The following is a 14,783-nucleotide window of genomic DNA, read 5'->3' on the forward strand; positions in this document are numbered from 1 at the left end:
TCAGTCGCCGGGTGCGGCCGCGCGCAGCGAGGAGGCGTGGGCCGCGAGCAGGTCCTCGACGCGCTGCGGCGCCCGGCCGGTGAGCCGCTCCACGTCGTCCGACACCTGCGCGTGCAGGCCCCGGCGCATGGCCTGGCCGAGCGAGACGGCGAGGGCGAGCCCGTACTGCACGTGACCGTCCGTCGAGCCGCCCAGAGCGTCCAGGTAGGCATCGTCGTCCAGGCCGATCGCCTCGACGTGGCTGCCGCCGACGCGTGAATACAGCTGCGCGAGCTCGTCCGCGGACAGTGCCTCGGATCCGGTGAGCTCGTACACCGCATCATCGTGTCCGTCTTCGACCAGGACCGCAGCGGCGCAGCGGGCGATGTCCGCGCGCGCGACATAGGCGCAGCGCCCGTCGCCCCGGTTGTGCACGAGCCGTCCGGCCGCCAGCGCGTCGGCGGCCTCGAACACCTGGAAGTCGGCGTAGAAGCCGCAGCGCAGGATCGTCCATCCCCCATCGCCGGCGCGCAGCTTCTCCTCGGTCGCACGGTGGCTCTCGGCGATGAGCGCGGGGTTCTCCTCGCCGGGAGAGATCATCGACGTGTACACGACACGGCGCGCGCCCTGGTCGCGGGCCGCGTCGATGGCGCGCGCGTGCTGCGCGGCGCGGTCGTCGATCCTGTCGGTGCTCACGAGCATGAGCACCGATGCCCCCGCGAAGGCGGCGGGCAGGGTGGCCGGGTCATCGAAGTCGGCGCGGACGACATCGACGGACGGCGGGATGTCGCGCAGACGCGACGGCTCGCGCGTGAGGAGACGGAGCCGCCCGGGCTCGATGCGCTCGAGCAGCTCGCGGGTGATGAGGCCGCCGAGCTGCCCCGATGCGCCGGAGACGACGATCATCGCCTACCGTCCCCAGCCGGCCGGCGGCTCGTGATGCCCCTCCGCGAAGTGCCAGTACTCACGAAGCTCGCTGCACAGGCCGTCCGCGTCGAAGCGCAGCCAGAACTCGCCGGCGAGGGTGATCTCCACGCCCCCGTTGCGCATCGTCGTCCACCATTCCGCGGCGGCGCGATCGCCCTGCACGACGGGCTCGCCGTAGCGGAACACGACGTCGGACTGGGTCGCCGTGACACGCGACCAGTAGTCGTGCACACCGGAGCGCCCCTGGAACGCCTCCGCATACGGCTCCTCGCGGTAGCTCGCGTCCTGCGTGAACAGGGCGGCCGCGGCATCCGGATCCCGCGTCTCCCATGCGACGCGGTAGCGGTCCAGCCAATCGGTGACATCAAGGGCCATGTCCGACTCCTCTCGATTTCCAGTCATGCTACACACGGCCCGCAGGGAATCAAGGTTCAGGTAACGATTCGGCTCCATTAATGCCGGAAAATCGCCCAACTGGGGTCCAAACGCTTCAGTATCACCGAACAAGCTTGTACAGTATCGCTGATCGCTGGATCCCTCGACGAAGAGCAGGATCCGCGCGGATCTCAAAGGAGAGTCACATGAGGCACACCCGTACGACGCGCATGCGTCGCCTGTTCATCGCGGGGGCGTTCGCCGCCGCCGCCTCCCTGCTCGCAGCATGCTCGGGGTCGGCCGGAGGGGACGGCGATGCCGACCCGGCGACGGACCCCGCGGAGGAGACCATCCAGGTCGCCTTCCTCTCGTTCGCCGTCGCCAACACCTATGACACCCCGATGCTCGAGGCCGCACAGCAGGTCGCCGACGCGAACAACGTCGAGCTGACGGTCTTCGATGCCAACAACGACCCGAACGCGCAGGCCGCGCAGCTGCAGGACGTCATCGCGTCGGGTCAGTACGACGGCATCATCACCCAGCCGATCTACGGGCCCGGCCTCATCGACGGGGTCCTGCAGGCCATCGACGCCGGGATCAAGGTCGTCAACGTCGACCAGATCCTGGGTGAGGACTTCACCACGGCGGAGGTGCAGGTCGAGGGCCTTTCGGCGAACGTGAGCCAGCGACCCGCCGACATGGGGCGCAAGCTCGGTGAGCAGACCGTCGCAGCCTGCGCGTCGCAGAACCTCGATCCGTGCCGGGTCGGCTACCTCTACGACATCAAGGCGTCGGCGCTCGACGTCGCCATGCGCGACGCATGGGACGCCGCCGTCGCCGGGTCGCCGGTGGTGGTGGTGGCTGACGGTGAGACCTTCTTCAACCCGGCCAACGCGCTGACCGTCGTGCAGGACATGCTGACCGCGCACCCCGAGATCGACGTCATCGTCGGCTCCGATCAGGGCATGCAGGGTGCCGACCAGGCGCTGGAGGCCGCCGGGAGCATCGGCGACGTCATCCTGGTCGGGTTCGGCGGCAGCGAGCAGTCGGTGGCCGCGGTCGCCGACGGACGCTGGTTCTCGTCGGTGATGATGGTGCCCGCCACGTCCGGCAAGCTCGCGATGGAGGCGGTCATCGACGCGATCCGCAACGGCAACGACCAGGGCATGGTCGACCCGTTCGCCCAGCTCCCGCACGAATGGATCGTGACCCAGGAGACGGCGAGCGAGTTCTCGCCGGAGTGGCCCGGCTGATATCGATGGCGTTCGTCAGCGCAGGCGCCACGGCGCTTCCGGTGCGGCTGCACGGCGTCACGAAGCGGTTCGGGGCCGCGCCCGTCCTCTCGGGCATCGACCTCGAGATCGCTCCGGGCGCCGTGCACGGCCTGGTCGGTGAGAACGGAGCGGGCAAGTCGACGCTCAGCAAGATCATCGCCGGGGTGCTGACGGCGGACGAGGGCACGCTCTCGGTGGGAGACCGCGCGCACGTCTTCCACTCGCCGCGGGACGCGCTCGACCACGGCATCGCGACGATCGCGCAGGAGCTGGCTCTCGTGCCCGGTCTCACGGTCGCCGAGAACGTCTTCCTCGGGGCGGAGCCTGCGCGAGCGGGATTCGTCCGCCGCCGCCGCCTGCGGGCGGCGTTCGCCGAGCTCGCCCGGAGCACCGGCTTCGATCTCGATCCCGACGCGGTCGTCGCGACGCTGCGCACCGCGGACCAGCAGAAGGTCGAGATCCTGCGGGCCCTCGCCCGCGGGGCATGGTTCATCATCATGGACGAGCCCACCGCGGCCCTGTCCGGACCCGACGTCGAGCTGCTCCACGACGTCGTGCGGACCCTGGCCCGATCCGGGCGCACGGTCCTTCTCATCTCGCACTTCCTGTCCGAGGTGCTCGAGCTCAGCGACACCGTCACGATCCTGCGCGACGGGCGGCACATCCGCACCGCTCCCGCGCGCGAGGAGACCGAGGCGAGTCTGATCGAGGGGATGCTGGGCCGAAGCCTCGGCTCCGTCTTCCCCGACAGGACGACCCCCGTCCCCGACGCCCCGGACGTCCTCACCGTCGAGCGGCTCCAGGCCCCAGGCGTCGAGGACGTGTCCTTCACCGTGCGGGCCGGGGAGATCGTGGGCCTGGCCGGCCTCGTCGGGGCGGGGCGCAGCGAGATCGCGCACGCGGTCTTCGGCGCGGTGCGCAGCACGGCGTCCGCCGTCCGCGTCGACGGCGCCCCGCTGACGCGGCACCGGATCGGCGACGCCCTGCGGCGCGGCGTGTTCCTGCTGCCTGAGTCCCGCAAGGAGCAGGGCCTGGTGGCGCAGCTCTCCGTGCGGGAGAACGTGACGATGGGCAATCTCGCCGCCCTCAGCACGCTCAACTGGATCCGCCGCCGCCAGGAGCGGCGCACCGCACAGCGCATGCTGCAGCGGGTCGGCGTGCAGGGCGACGACTCCCGCAGCGTCACGGCGCTGTCGGGCGGCAACCAGCAGAAGGTGATGTTCGGCCGCGCCCTGCAGCGGCCGCGACGCGTCCTCATCGCCGACGAGCCCACGCGCGGGGTCGACGTCGGCTCACGCCGGGCCATCTATGAACTGATCGCGGAACAGGCGAGCGCAGGTGTCGGGGTGCTGGTCATCTCCTCCGACGTGGAGGAGGTCCTGGGCCTGGCGCACCGCGTCCTCGTCGTGCGGGCAGGGCGCATCGTCGCCGAGCTCAGCGGCGACGAGCTCACCGAGCAGAACATCCTGACGGCCGCTTTCGCCGAACGCGCAGCGACCGATTCCGACGAAGGGGAAGGTGCCCGATGACCGAGCCGCTCGCGATCACCGAGGACCGAGACGCAGCGCCTGCGATCTGGCGCAGGGTGCACTGGCGCTCGCTGGCGATCGTCGTTCCGTTCCTCGCCGTGTTCATCGCCCTGTCCATCGGCAGCCCGACGTTCCTCACCCCGCTGAACCTCGTGAACCTGCTGGATCGCCAGAGCGGCCTGCTGATCATCGCCGTCGCGAGCACGCTCGTGCTGATCGCCGGCGGCATCGATCTGTCCGTCGGGGCGACGTACATGCTCGCCTCCGTGCTGTGCGCGCACTTCGTGATCGCCAGCAGCACGTGGGCGGGAGTGGTGGCGGGCCTTGCCGTGGGACTGCTGGTGGGGCTGGTCAACGGCGTCGTGACCACCTACCTGCGCATCAACGCGCTCATCGCGACCCTCGCGATGAGCTTCATCATCTCGGGCGTGTCGACGGCCGTCGCGCAGGGCCGCCTGCTCAATCTCACCGATGCGCAGTACGCGCCGTTCAAGAGCATCGCGCAGGAGCGCTTCCTCGGGCTGCCCATGACGGTCTGGTACGCGATCGTGGTCATCGTCGTGCTCGGCGTGGTGCTCTCGCGCACCACCTCCGGCCGACACATGTACGCGGCGGGCGGCAACCCCGAGGCGGCGCGGCTGGCCGGCATCCGGGTCACCGGCGTGCGGATCCTCGCCTTCACGATCACGGGCTTCGCGGCGGGGCTCGCGGGCGTGCTGGACACCGCCCGCACCTCAGGCGTGCCCACCACGAGCGCGGTCGCCACCACGATCACCTTCACCGTCCTCGCCGGCATCGTCGTGGGCGGCACCTCGATCATGGGCGGCGAGGGCGCCGTGTGGCGAACCGTCGTCGGCGTGCTGTTCATCGCCCTCATCTACAACGGATTCAACCTGCTGCGCATCGATCCGCTGTTCCAGCAGATCGCCCTGGGGGTCATTCTGCTCCTGGCCGTCGGCATCGACGCGTGGACGCGATACCGACGACGGTGACGCGTCGCCCCGCGGGCCTCAGACCAGATCGCGCCAGTCGACCTCGTCGGTGCCGGTCGGGTCGTCGGGTGCGCCGTCGACGGTCCACAGCGGCGCGGTGATCGACTCGGTCGGCGGGCCCATGATGGTCGCCTCGTCCCTGCGATGGCGCAGCACGTCGTCGATGTACGACGAGAGGGCCTCGGCCAGCGGAACCGAGCGCCCGCGCGCCTGCGACATGTACCACCGATGCTCGAGCAGCTGGTGGAACAGCTCGGCGGGCTCGAGCTTGCCGCGCAGCTCGAACGGGACCGACGTGACCACCGGCTCGAAGACGCGGGTGAGCCACTCGTGGGCGACCATCTCCTCGTCGTCGCCGAGGCGCGAGATCCGCGCGCGGTACTCGTCGAGGTCGTTCAGCAGGCGACGGGCCTGGTTCTCCTCCACGTCCAGCCCGGTCAGGCGCAGCAGCCGGCGCTGGTGATGGCCGGCATCCACCACCTTCGGCGTGATCGACACGCGCGTGCCGTCGGGCTCGGCCTCGATCGACATCTCGCCGATGTCGAAGCCGATGTCGTTGAGCCGGCGCACCCGCTCGGTGATGCGCCAGGACTCGCCGGCGGCGAACGTCTCGCTGTCGGTGAGCGCCGACCACAGCGAGCGGTAGGACGAGACGATGCCGTCGGCGATCGCGATGGCATCCGCCCCGCCCTCCAGGCGCCCGCCCGCCTCCAGGTCCATGATCTCGCCGGCGATGTTGGTGCGTGCGATGTCGAGATCGTGTGCGCGCTGCCCGCTCGTGAGCCCGCTCTCGTGCAGCTCGCCGGTCTCGGCGTCCACGAGGTAGGCGGCATAGGCGCCCGCGTCACGACGGAACAGGGTGTTCGACAGCGACACATCGCCCCAGAAGAAGCCCGCCGTGTGCAGGCGCACCAGCAGCAGCGCGAGGGCGTCGACCAGCCGCGTCGCCGTGTCGGGCCGCAGGGTCTGCGTGAACAGCGCCCGGTACGGGAGCGAGAACCTCAGATGCGCGGTCACCAGGGCCGCCGGCAGCCGCTCGCCCGCAGGGCCGACCCGCCCCGCGATCACCGCGACCCGCTCGACGCACGGCACGTCCAGGCGGGCGAGCGCGCCGAGCATGTCGTACTCGCGCTCGGCCATCTCCTCGGTCGTCTCCTTCACGGCGACGACCCGTCCTGACAGGCTCGCGAACCGCACGAGATGCCGTGAGATCCCCTTGGGCAGGAACACGATGTCCTTGCTGGGCCACTCCGCGAGAGGAGTGGCCCAGGGCAGGGCGAGCAGACCGGGGTCGACGGCGCTCGCCGTGATCCTCAGGGCGCCGGCCATGCGCACCCCCGTTCAGCTGCGGCGGTGCGGCCCGGTCACGCCGAGGCGATCGCCTTGTCGGTCAGGCGCTCTCCGGTCTCGGCGTCGAACACGTGCACGTGGTGGGGGATGGGCGCCAGCACGACGGTCTCGCCCGCGTTCGGGTGGTTGCGCCCGTCCACGCGCGCGACGATGTCGCTGCGCTTTCCGGCGATGTCGGTGTGCCCGTACAGGTAGCCGTCCGCGCCGAGCTCCTCGACGAGGTCGACCGCCACCGACAGGCCCCTGCCGTCCTCGGGGTTGACGATGATGTCCTCGGGGCGGATGCCGACGGTCACCTCGGAGCCGTGCGCCTTGTTCGTCGTGTCGGACTCGATCTCGACCACGGCCGAGCCGAACTGCACGCCGCCCGGGACGAGGTCGGCGGGGAAGAGGTTCATCGCCGGCGACCCGATGAAGCCCGCGACGAAGACGTTGTTCGGCTTCTCGTACAGGTCGCGCGGGGTCCCCACCTGCTGCAGGATGCCGTCCTTGAGGACCGCGATCCGGTCGCCCATCGTCAGCGCCTCGGTCTGGTCGTGCGTCACGTACACGGTGGTGACGCCCAGGCGGCGCTGCAGCGACGCGATCTGCGTGCGCGTCTGGACCCGCAGCTTGGCGTCGAGGTTCGACAGCGGCTCGTCCATGAGGAACACCTGCGGCTGGCGCACGATCGCGCGGCCCATGGCGACGCGCTGGCGCTGACCGCCGGACAGCGCCTTCGGCTTGCGGGTGAGGTAGTCCTCGAGGTCGAGCAGCTTCGCGGCCTCGAGCACACGCGCGGCGCGCTCCTCCTTGTTGACGCCGGCGATCTTCAGGGCGAAGCCCATGTTCTCGGCGACCGTCATGTGCGGGTACAGCGCGTAGTTCTGGAAGACCATCGCGATGTCGCGGTCCTTCGGCGGGACGTCGGTGACGTCACGATCGCCGATGAGGATGCGGCCGGAGTTGACCTCTTCGAGGCCGGCCAGCATGCGCAGCGAGGTGGACTTGCCGCAGCCGGACGGGCCGACCAGGACGAGGAACTCTCCGTCGCCCACTTCGAGGTCGAGCTTGTCCACGGCGGGGCGGGTGCCCCCGGGGTACAGGCGGGTTGCGTTGTCGAACGTGACGGACGCCATGATTCTTCTCCTTCACCGGCAGGTACGTGCCGGACGATCCGTAGTGATGGATGAGCGGGGGCTGTCCCGCGCGCCCGCAGGCGGACGCACGCTCAGTATGCCAGACGCCCGCGTCTGGTTATTTCCCAGCCTGCCTGGCTAGCATCGTGGGGTTGCCGCCTCCCGAGCGGCACGCCCCGGGCGAGGCCCGGGAAGGGACTGCAAGAGGATTCATGGCGAGCGACGAGACTCCGAGCGCGCCGGCTCCCCGCGATCGACGCGAGGCCGTGCGTGAGAAGGCCCTGCGGGTGCACGCGCAGCAGTCGAAGGCACGGGCCATCCGCCGCGTCTCGGTGGGCGTGGTGATCGCCGCGATCGTGGCGGCCGTGGCCGTCGTGGTCACCTGGACCGTCACCTCGACCGCTGCCAAGCCGCAGCTGAGCCCGGCGAACATGACCAACGACGGAATCCGCGTCGAGGTGGTCGGCGCCGTGGGCGACTCGGTCGACACCGGCGGCGGCGCGCTGGCCGAGGCATCCGCCTCGCCCACCCCGACTCCGACGCCCACCGTGAGCGAGACGCCGGCCGAGACCCCCGAGTCGGTCGACATCACGGTGTACGTCGACTACCTCTCGCCCGGTGTGAAGCAGTTCCAGCTGGCGAACGCGTCGCAGCTGGCCGAGTGGGTCTCGCAGGGCGCGGCCACCCTCACTTATCACCCGGTGGCTCTTCTGACGCCGAAGTCGAACGGCACGAAGTACTCGCTGCGCTCGGCGGGCGCCGCCGCGTGCGTCGCGACCTATGCGCCCGACACCTTCTACAGCTTCAACCAGTCGCTCCTGGAGCGGCAGCCGGGCATCGACACCGACGGCTTCGCCGACAGCGAGCTGGCTGCGATGGCGATCGCCTCCGGTGCGGACGACCCCAAGCGGGTGCGGTCGTGCATCGAGGGCCAGGACTTCGTCTCGTGGGTGCAGGATGCCACGCAGCGCGCGCTGGAGGGCACTCTGCCCGGCACCGACGGCGTGACCCTGACCGGTGCCCCGCTGGTGCTCGTCAACGGCCAGGCGTACGTCGGCGCGCTGGATGACCCCAAGGAGTTCTCGCAGTTCGTGCTGACGCTCTCGAGCCACGCGTACTACACCTCCACGCCCACGCCGACTCCGGTTCCGGCCACCCCCACGCCGACGCCGACGAAGTAGTCGCGGCGTCTAGACTGGCGGTCTGCCGACTTAGCTCAGCTGGTAGAGCACCTGTCTTGTAAACAGGCGGTCGCGGGTTCGAGTCCCGCAGTCGGCTCCACGACCGATCGGGCCCGCCCGGCCCGCGACCCCGCCGGGGCGTGCGAGAATCACGGTTCATGGCGGACCTGACGGTGATCCAGACCTCGCCCGACCCCGAAGAGATCGAAGACCGCTCGCGTCGCCGACGCTCGATCGCGGCGAGGATCCGCGCGATGGGTCAGAGCCGCGTCGGCGCGCTGCTCCTGCTGCTGGCCACGGTCGTCGCCATCGTGTGGGCCAACGCCGCCTCCGGATCGTACGAGGCGTTCTGGCAGACCCGGCTCGCGTTCAGCATCGCTGATCTGCACCTCGACTTCACCCTGCACGCGGTCGTCAACGACGCGCTCATGGCGATCTTCTTCTTCACCGTCGGCCTCGAGGTGCGGCGCGAGTTCGCGATCGGCGAGCTCACCAGCTGGTCCCGCGCCCTGGTGCCGGTGGTGGCCGCGGTGGTCGGTCTCGCGGTGCCGGCGCTGCTGTTCCTGCTCATCGCGGCCGGAACCGGCAGCGAGAATGCCTGGGGCGTCGTGATCTCCACCGACACGGCGTTCCTGGTCGGCGCCCTCGCGCTCGTCGGCCCGCGTGTGCCCGGCCGGCTCCGCGTGTTCCTGCTCGCGCTCGCCGTCGTCGACGACATCGGGGCGCTCAGCATCATCGCCCTGGTCTACACCGAGGACTTCACGCCGCTGCCGCTGCTGGTCGCCGCGGCCGGGCTCACGGGCGTCTACTTCACCCGGTACCTGCGCGGCGGCCGGGGACCGGTCTACGCGACCCTGGCGATCATCGTGTGGCTGGCCTTCCTCGCCTCCGGCGTGCACCCGACCCTGGCGGGGGTGGCGATCGCGCTGCTCGTGCCGGTGTACCGGCCCAACCGCACCGACGTCGAGCACGCCCTCGACCTCGCGCGCACCTTCCGGCAGTCGCCGAACACCGCATACGCCAGGGCTGCGGCGAACAGCCTGCGCGAGTCGATCTCGATCAACGAGCGGCTGCAGTCGGCCTATGCGCCGTACGTGGCCTACGTCATCCTCCCGCTGTTCGCACTGGCGAACGCCGGCGTGATCATCAGTCCGCAGATCCTCGCCGACGCCTTCCGCTCGCCGCTGACGTGGGCGGTGATCGTGGGGCTGGTCGCCGGCAAGTTCATCGGCATCTTCGGCTCGACGGCGGTCCTGCGCATCCTGCGGCTGGGCGAGTTCGGACCGGGGCTGACCCTCGACCGCATCGCCGGCGGGGCCGCCCTCAGCGGCATCGGCTTCACGATCTCGCTGTTCATCGTGGGACTGGCCATCACCGACCCCGATGCGCAGAACGAGGCGAGGGTCGGCGTGCTCGCGGCATCCGTGGTCGCGTTCCTGCTCGCGACCGTGATCTTCCGCATCTCGGACGCGCTGCGCCCCGATCAGGACGCGGGTCAGACCCTCGTGCGGCCGGTCGACCCCGCGCACGACCATCTGTTCGGCGATCCGGACGCGCCGTACACGATCGTCGAGTACGGCGACTTCCAGTGCGAGTTCTGCCTGAAGGCATCCGGGTCGATCCAGGAGGTCCACCGCGAGCTCGGCGACCAGCTCCGCTACGTCTGGCGCCACGCTCCGCTGACGGAGTACCACCCCAACGCGCTCGCCGACGCCGAGGCGGCCGAGGCCGCCGCCCGCCAGGGCAGGTTCTTCGAGTTCGAGCGCGGCCTGTTCGCGGATCAGCAGAACCAGCGTCCGTCCGACCTCATCCGCCTCGCCGAGCGCCTCGGGCTCGACATCGAGCAGTTCGAGAAGGACCTCACCTCGCCCGAGGTCACCGGCCGGGTGCGCGACGACATGCTGGATGCCGAGGCGATGGGCATCACGGCGGTGCCGACGCTGTTCATCAACGGGCGCCGCCACGTCGGACCGTACGATGCGCAGTCGCTGCTGCGTGCGCTGCGCGAGACGGCACCGGCTCCCGCCGACGCGCCCTGATCAGCTCAGGTCGAGCTCATCGGGCGCCGGATAGACGATGTCGGTGCCGTCGACCTGTGCGAACGGGGTGAGCGTCTCGGCGCGCGCGGGGCCGTCGCCGATGATGTCGAGGACCTGGATGCCGCGCACGAGCAGCGCGTCGCCGATCATCGACCGGTGGCAGCGCCAGGGCACCGCCTCCGCGCACATGACGGCCGCAGGCGTGGTGCGGGCGGTCGCCAGCAGCTCCTCCAGGCCTGCGGCGAACTCCGGGGTCTGCATGTGGTCGGCATAGCCGCGGAACCCCGCGTTGCGCCAGCCCGTGTTCACGGTGTCGGCGGCGGCACGGCGGCGGCCGCCGAGTGCGCGCACCTGGCGGTAGCCGATGCCGTGTGCGGCCAGACCCGACTCGAGCGCGTCGGCGTTGAACTGCGGGGCGTGCCGCGAGCCGGGAAGCGACCGCACATCGACCACCGTGCGCACCCCGTGCGCGGTCAGCGCCGCGACGAACTCGTCGAGCGTGCGCGTCGAGTGCCCGATCGTGAAGACCGTGAGCGGGCCGTCAGCCGCGCTTGCCATGCTTGCCATGCGGGAGGCGGCTGAGGTGATGGCGCGCGTCGACGGGCTTGCGCCGCCCCGGCCCCTTGTCGGACGGCTTCCCGCCCACATACAGCCAGCCCAGCAGCTGTTCGCGCTTGCGCAGCCCGTGCAGCTTGGCCACCGGCTTGCTGCGCACGGCGCCGCCGCTGCGCCAGATGACGCCCCAGCCCGCCTCGTCCAGCAGCAGGCTCAGCATGTGCGCGACGCCGGAGGCGACCGCCTCCTGCTCCCAATACGGCACCTTGTCGCTCTTGCGGGGGCTGACGACCACGGCGATGAGCAGGGGAGCGCGGAGGGGTTTGGCCGAGGGATGATTGTCGCCCTGCGCCTTCGCCAGCGCGGCGCCGAGCCGCTCGCGATCGGCGCCGCGCAGCTCGATGAGCCGCCACGGTCGCAGCGACGAGTGGTCCGCGACGCGACCGGCGGCCGTGACGAGGACCTCCAGCTCGGCGCGGGTGGGCGCGGCATCGGTCACCTTCGACCAGGAGCGGCGCGCGCGGACCGCTTCGAGCGCAGTGCCCTCGCGCGCGGTCACGACTCCGGGGTGAACTCGAGCGACAGCGAGTTCATGCAGTACCGGTCGCCCGTGGGCGTGCCGAAGCCGTCGGGGAAGACGTGCCCGAGGTGCCCGCCGCAGTTCGCGCAGCGGACCTCGGTGCGCACCATGCCGTGGCTGTTGTCCTCCAACAGCTCCACAGCCTCGGGGCGAATCGACTCGTAGAAGCTCGGCCAGCCGCAGTGCGAGTCGAACTTCGTTCCGCTGCGGAACAGCTCGGCGCCGCACGCGGCGCACGTGTACAGACCCGCGCGGTGCTCGTCGAGCAGCTCGCCGGTCCACGGGCGCTCGGTGCCGGCCTGGCGCAGCACCGCGTACCGCTCTGCGCCGAGCTCCTCGCGCCACTGCTCGTCGGTCTTGTTCACTGCATAGCTCATGGTTCCTCCTGCCTCTCCATTCAACCCCTCTTCCGGCGCCGCTGTTCCCTCCGCGGGCACAGTCGCGGGCACTGCCGCGGGCACAACGACGCAACACAACCGCGGGCATTACCGCGGGCACAATCCGGGACACGCCGTCGCCGTGCGGCTCCCGGCGGCGTGTCGGCGATCATGCCCGCGACTGTGCCCGCCGTTGTGCCCGCCGTTGTGCGCGCCGTTGTGCGGCGAGTCGCGAAGTCGCGCCGGTGCAGCAGGGCAGGCGCGCAGCAGCCCGCGTGGCGCCCGGGTGGGATGCTGCCGGGGAGTTAGCGTGGGCTCGTGCCCCTCAGCGACCAGGACCGCGCGATCCTCGACTTCGAAGGCGAGTGGCGCCGTCATCGCGGCGCCAAGGAGGAGGCGATCCGCACAGAGCTCGGCCTGTCGCCGGCGCGGTACTACCAGCTGCTGGGCAGGCTCATCGACACGGTCGAGGCGCTCGAGCACGACCCGATGCTGGTCAAGCGGCTGCGCCGCGTGCGCGACTCCCGCGAGCAGGCGCGGCTGCTGCGGGCCTCGGGGCAGGCGCTCTGAGGCATCCCGCTGCCGGAGGCGCGCCGAATGCGGCCTTCGCCGCTGCAGGTAGCATCGTGGGGTGCCGAATGAGACGTTCCCGCGCGACCGCTTCGACGACGTTCCCGCGGAGCGCGGTCGGATCGGCGCGCACCGGGCGGAGAATCCGCGGCTGCGCGGCGGGGCGATCTTCCTGTGGGCGGCCGCGGCGACGCTCGTGCTGGTCGCGGCGGGCGTCTTCGGAACACTCGTCGCCTCCGGGCGCATCGATCTGAGCCCGCCCGAGCCGACGCCGACTGCGACCCCCGAGCCGGAGGTCACCCCGGTCGTCGACACGACCTTCGACGTGCTCGTGCTCAACGCCACTCCCGTCCAGGGGCTGGCGAGCCGTATGACCGACGACATCATCGCCGCCGGCTGGGACCCCGCTCAGGTGCTCGCCGGGGAGGCGGGCTCGAACGACTTCCGGACCACGACGGTCTACTATCCGAACCCCGAGGACGAGGCGGCCGCCGCCGGCCTGGCCGATGTGATCGGCGGCGCGGAGATCGAGCAGAGCGCCGACTACCTGCAGAGTCCGGACCAGCGGCAGCTGACGATCGTCATCGGGCTCGACCGCGTCGCCACCCCGACCCCCACGCCGACCGGATAGTCTCGGCATGGCTTGCACTCACCCAAGGCGAGTGCCAGAATGGATTAGCACTCGTGTTATCTGAGTGCTAAAGACTCACGCTACGTCCGGGAGGGACGACTACACATGGCAAAGATCATCGCTTTCGATGAGGAGGCCCGTCGCGGCCTCGAGCGCGGCCTGAACACGCTGGCCGATGCGGTCAAGGTGACGCTTGGTCCTCGCGGCCGCAACGTCGTGCTCGAGAAGAAGTGGGGCGCCCCGACGATCACGAACGACGGCGTCTCGATCGCCAAGGAGATCGAGCTCGAGGACCCGTACGAGAAGATCGGCGCGGAGCTCGTCAAGGAGGTCGCCAAGAAGACCGACGACGTCGCGGGCGACGGCACCACCACCGCCACCGTGCTCGCCCAGGCGCTCGTGCGCGAGGGCCTGCGCAACGTCGCGGCCGGCGCCGACCCGATCAGCCTCAAGCGCGGCATCGAGAAGGCCGTCGCGGCCCTGACCGCGCAGCTGCTGGCCGACGCCAAGGAGGTCGAGTCCAAGGAGCAGATCGCTGCGACCGCGTCGATCTCGGCCGCCGACACGGAGATCGGCGACCTGATCGCCGAGGCCATCGACAAGGTCGGCAAGGAGGGCGTCGTCACCGTCGAGGAGTCGCAGACCTTCGGCACCGAGCTCGAGCTCACCGAGGGCATGCGCTTCGACAAGGGCTACATCAACCCCTACTTCGTCACCGACCCCGAGCGCCAGGAGGCGGTCTTCGAGGACCCGTACATCCTCATCGCCAACCAGAAGATCTCGAACATCAAGGACCTTCTGCCCATCGTCGACAAGGTGATCCAGGACGGCAAGGAGCTCGTCATCATCGCCGAGGACGTCGAGGGTGAGGCGCTGGCCACCCTGGTGCTGAACAAGATCCGCGGCATCTTCAAGTCGGTCGCCGTCAAGGCTCCCGGCTTCGGCGACCGCCGCAAGGCCATGCTGCAGGACATCGCGATCCTCACCGGCGGCCAGGTCATCACCGAAGAGGTGGGTCTCAAGCTCGAGAACACCACGCTCGACCTGCTCGGCCGTGCGCGCAAGGTCATCGTCACCAAGGACGAGACCACGATCGTCGAGGGTGCCGGCGACGCCGGCCAGATCGAGGGTCGCGTGACCCAGATCCGCCGCGAGATCGAGAACACCGACAGCGACTACGACCGCGAGAAGCTGCAGGAGCGTCTCGCCAAGCTCGCCGGCGGCGTGGCCGTCATCAAGGCGGGCGCGGCCACCGAGGTCGAGCTCAAGGAGCGCAAGCACCGCATCGAGGACGCCGTCCGCAACG

Annotated in this window: 15 protein-coding genes and 1 tRNA gene; 9 read left to right on the plus strand and 7 right to left on the minus strand. The window is 70.5% G+C overall.

Annotation, left to right across the window (positions count from 1 at the left end; translation table 11 throughout):
• Positions 1-885, minus strand: coding sequence for an NAD(P)H-binding protein (locus tag ACIWQI_RS13830; protein WP_396658258.1), 885 nt, complete (start codon positions 883-885; stop codon positions 1-3).
• A gap of 3 nt (positions 886-888) precedes the next feature.
• Positions 889-1,281, minus strand: coding sequence for a nuclear transport factor 2 family protein (locus ACIWQI_RS13835; protein WP_396658260.1), 393 nt, complete (start codon positions 1,279-1,281; stop codon positions 889-891).
• 206 nt (positions 1,282-1,487) lie between these two features.
• On the opposite strand from ACIWQI_RS13835, the gene ACIWQI_RS13840 reads away from it, so the two are divergent.
• From ACIWQI_RS13840 to ACIWQI_RS13850, 3 genes are read left to right on the plus strand one after another with little or no spacing between them, the layout of a single operon-like run.
• The gene (locus ACIWQI_RS13840) at positions 1,488-2,534 is read left to right on the plus strand and encodes a sugar ABC transporter substrate-binding protein (RefSeq protein ID WP_396658262.1); all 1,047 of its coding nucleotides are present in this window, start codon (positions 1,488-1,490) and stop codon (positions 2,532-2,534) included.
• Positions 2,535-2,539: 5 nt separating this feature from the next.
• On the plus strand, positions 2,540-4,084 hold the full coding sequence (locus ACIWQI_RS13845) for a sugar ABC transporter ATP-binding protein (RefSeq protein ID WP_396658264.1): 1,545 nt from the start codon (positions 2,540-2,542) through the stop codon (positions 4,082-4,084).
• Entirely contained in the window at positions 4,081-5,076 is a 996-nt protein-coding gene (locus ACIWQI_RS13850; protein WP_396658265.1) for an ABC transporter permease, read from the plus strand. Before ACIWQI_RS13845 ends, ACIWQI_RS13850 begins: the two co-directional genes overlap by 4 nt.
• Before the next feature lie 18 nt (positions 5,077-5,094).
• Here the strand turns inward: ACIWQI_RS13850 and ACIWQI_RS13855 are convergent, their stop codons facing one another.
• Both ACIWQI_RS13855 and ACIWQI_RS13860 read right to left on the minus strand, forming a co-directional pair.
• Positions 5,095-6,405 (minus strand): DUF4032 domain-containing protein, encoded by a 1,311-nt coding sequence (locus tag ACIWQI_RS13855; protein ID WP_396658266.1) that lies wholly within the window; start codon positions 6,403-6,405, stop codon positions 5,095-5,097.
• A 35-nt stretch (positions 6,406-6,440) separates the two neighbouring features.
• The gene (locus ACIWQI_RS13860) at positions 6,441-7,544 is read right to left on the minus strand and encodes an ABC transporter ATP-binding protein (protein ID WP_396658268.1); all 1,104 of its coding nucleotides are present in this window, start codon (positions 7,542-7,544) and stop codon (positions 6,441-6,443) included.
• A gap of 212 nt (positions 7,545-7,756) precedes the next feature.
• On the opposite strand from ACIWQI_RS13860, the gene ACIWQI_RS13865 reads away from it, so the two are divergent.
• The 3 genes from ACIWQI_RS13865 to nhaA all read left to right on the plus strand — a co-directional run bounded on the left by ACIWQI_RS13865 (position 7,757) and on the right by nhaA (position 10,764).
• On the plus strand, positions 7,757-8,725 hold the full coding sequence (locus tag ACIWQI_RS13865; protein ID WP_396658269.1) for a DsbA family protein: 969 nt from the start codon (positions 7,757-7,759) through the stop codon (positions 8,723-8,725).
• A gap of 24 nt (positions 8,726-8,749) precedes the next feature.
• Positions 8,750-8,825: transfer RNA gene (locus ACIWQI_RS13870), tRNA-Thr, on the plus strand.
• Between the two features lie 58 nt (positions 8,826-8,883).
• Positions 8,884-10,764: a Na+/H+ antiporter NhaA gene (gene nhaA, locus ACIWQI_RS13875; protein ID WP_396658271.1), complete on the plus strand. Its 1,881-nt coding sequence runs from the start codon at positions 8,884-8,886 to the stop codon at positions 10,762-10,764.
• On the opposite strand, the gene ACIWQI_RS13880 is transcribed toward nhaA, so the two are convergent.
• The 3 genes from ACIWQI_RS13880 to msrB are packed head-to-tail and all read right to left on the minus strand — an operon-like array spanning position 10,765 to position 12,276.
• Positions 10,765-11,322, minus strand: a complete 558-nt coding sequence (locus ACIWQI_RS13880; protein WP_396658273.1) for a DUF488 family protein — start codon at positions 11,320-11,322, stop codon at positions 10,765-10,767.
• Positions 11,306-11,878, minus strand: a complete 573-nt coding sequence (locus ACIWQI_RS13885; RefSeq protein WP_396658275.1) for a nitroreductase family protein — start codon at positions 11,876-11,878, stop codon at positions 11,306-11,308. The genes ACIWQI_RS13880 and ACIWQI_RS13885 overlap by 17 nt, the downstream gene beginning before the upstream one ends.
• Positions 11,875-12,276, minus strand: coding sequence for a peptide-methionine (R)-S-oxide reductase MsrB (msrB, locus tag ACIWQI_RS13890; RefSeq protein WP_396658276.1), 402 nt, complete (start codon positions 12,274-12,276; stop codon positions 11,875-11,877). Before msrB ends, ACIWQI_RS13885 begins: the two co-directional genes overlap by 4 nt.
• A 318-nt stretch (positions 12,277-12,594) precedes the next feature.
• Between msrB and ACIWQI_RS13895 the strand changes: the two genes are divergently transcribed.
• The 3 genes from ACIWQI_RS13895 to groL all read left to right on the plus strand — a co-directional run.
• Positions 12,595-12,846 (plus strand): DUF3263 domain-containing protein, encoded by a 252-nt coding sequence (locus tag ACIWQI_RS13895; protein WP_396658278.1) that lies wholly within the window; start codon positions 12,595-12,597, stop codon positions 12,844-12,846.
• Between the two features lie 61 nt (positions 12,847-12,907).
• Complete coding sequence (locus ACIWQI_RS13900) at positions 12,908-13,477, plus strand: LytR C-terminal domain-containing protein (protein WP_396658279.1); 570 nt, start codon at positions 12,908-12,910, stop codon at positions 13,475-13,477.
• 105 nt (positions 13,478-13,582) lie between these two features.
• Positions 13,583-14,783, plus strand: a 1,201-nt coding sequence (gene groL, locus ACIWQI_RS13905) for a chaperonin GroEL (RefSeq protein WP_396658281.1), incomplete at its 3' end; no start/stop codon positions are given.

The organism is Microbacterium sp. (assembly GCF_044508325.1).
Classification (GTDB): domain Bacteria; phylum Actinomycetota; class Actinomycetes; order Actinomycetales; family Microbacteriaceae; genus Microbacterium.

What these genes read in the sequence shown, in the direction of transcription:
- ACIWQI_RS13860 (WP_396658268.1), bottom strand. Translation starts at nt 7,544, where the DNA reads ATGGCGTCCGTCACGTTCGACAACGCAACCCGCCTGTACCCCGGGGGC.
- ACIWQI_RS13865 (WP_396658269.1), top strand. Translation starts at nt 7,757, where the DNA reads ATGGCGAGCGACGAGACTCCGAGCGCGCCGGCTCCCCGCGATCGACGC.
- ACIWQI_RS13830 (WP_396658258.1), bottom strand. Translation starts at nt 885, where the DNA reads ATGATCGTCGTCTCCGGCGCATCGGGGCAGCTCGGCGGCCTCATCACC.
- ACIWQI_RS13880 (WP_396658273.1), bottom strand. Translation starts at nt 11,322, where the DNA reads ATGGCAAGCGCGGCTGACGGCCCGCTCACGGTCTTCACGATCGGGCAC.
- nhaA (WP_396658271.1), top strand. Translation starts at nt 8,884, where the DNA reads ATGGCGGACCTGACGGTGATCCAGACCTCGCCCGACCCCGAAGAGATC.
- ACIWQI_RS13845 (WP_396658264.1), top strand. Translation starts at nt 2,540, where the DNA reads ATGGCGTTCGTCAGCGCAGGCGCCACGGCGCTTCCGGTGCGGCTGCAC.
- ACIWQI_RS13850 (WP_396658265.1), top strand. Translation starts at nt 4,081, where the DNA reads ATGACCGAGCCGCTCGCGATCACCGAGGACCGAGACGCAGCGCCTGCG.
- msrB (WP_396658276.1), bottom strand. Translation starts at nt 12,276, where the DNA reads ATGAGCTATGCAGTGAACAAGACCGACGAGCAGTGGCGCGAGGAGCTC.
- ACIWQI_RS13840 (WP_396658262.1), top strand. Translation starts at nt 1,488, where the DNA reads ATGAGGCACACCCGTACGACGCGCATGCGTCGCCTGTTCATCGCGGGG.
- ACIWQI_RS13855 (WP_396658266.1), bottom strand. Translation starts at nt 6,405, where the DNA reads ATGGCCGGCGCCCTGAGGATCACGGCGAGCGCCGTCGACCCCGGTCTG.
- ACIWQI_RS13835 (WP_396658260.1), bottom strand. Translation starts at nt 1,281, where the DNA reads ATGGCCCTTGATGTCACCGATTGGCTGGACCGCTACCGCGTCGCATGG.